This window comes from Rathayibacter sp. AY1F6, from assembly GCF_002932035.1.
Classification (GTDB): Bacteria; Actinomycetota; Actinomycetes; order Actinomycetales; family Microbacteriaceae; genus Rathayibacter.
The window spans coordinates 1-648 of record NZ_PSVD01000047.1 but is presented as its reverse complement, the minus strand read 5'-3'; the positions used below and the strand labels follow the sequence as shown (position 1 = coordinate 648).

Below are 648 nucleotides of genomic sequence, written 5' to 3'. Positions count from 1 at the left end.
GACGGGGACGCTCGCTCCTGGCGACGGGCCGTCGATGCGACGGCGACCCTCGTTCCGGTCCATCTGCTCGGCCGGCCGCTCTCCACCGCCCTCTCCGTGGGCTGGAGCGCCGCCTCCTCCTCGCGCCTCGACGAGCAGGCGCTGCGAAGCGCCGCCGAGGAGGAGGCGCGCGGCGAGCGGCGCCTCCTCTCGCGGATGCTGGGGGCGACCGGGGCGACCAGCACGACGCTGTCGGCGGCGGTGCCGGCGATCGTGGTCACGGTGGCGATCGCGCAGAGGACGGAGTCCCGCAGCGAGCCCCTCTCCCTCGCCGCCGCCCTGCTCGCCGTCGCGAGCTCGTGGGTGCTGATGGTCTTCTCGGTCGCACAGGCCTGCCTGCGCCTCGAGTCGCGGTCGCCCCGGCGGTCGCAGGTGCGCTTCGCCTTCGAGGAGGCGCCGCACTTCAGTGACGACGCGACCCTCGCGCTCCTGCTGTCCACGATGGCGGCCACGGTCTCGGCCGAGATCCGCTCGAGAGAGGGCTGGCGCCTGGTGCGCGCGAACGTCGTCATCGCGTTCGCCTTCGACTCGGTCATCATCGCGATGACGGTGTCGCTGCTGTTCGGCGGACTCACGGCCTGAGACGGCGGGAGCGGAGCGTCCGGCGGA

The 648-nt window shown here is 73.8% G+C and carries 1 protein-coding gene; it reads left to right on the top strand.

Translation table 11 applies throughout. The features are described from left to right. The coding region (locus C5C44_RS16620; protein ID WP_146084377.1) for a DUF1345 domain-containing protein at positions 1 to 621 on the top strand (621 nt) is incomplete at its 5' end. Between the last annotated feature and the right edge of the window lie 27 nt (positions 622 to 648).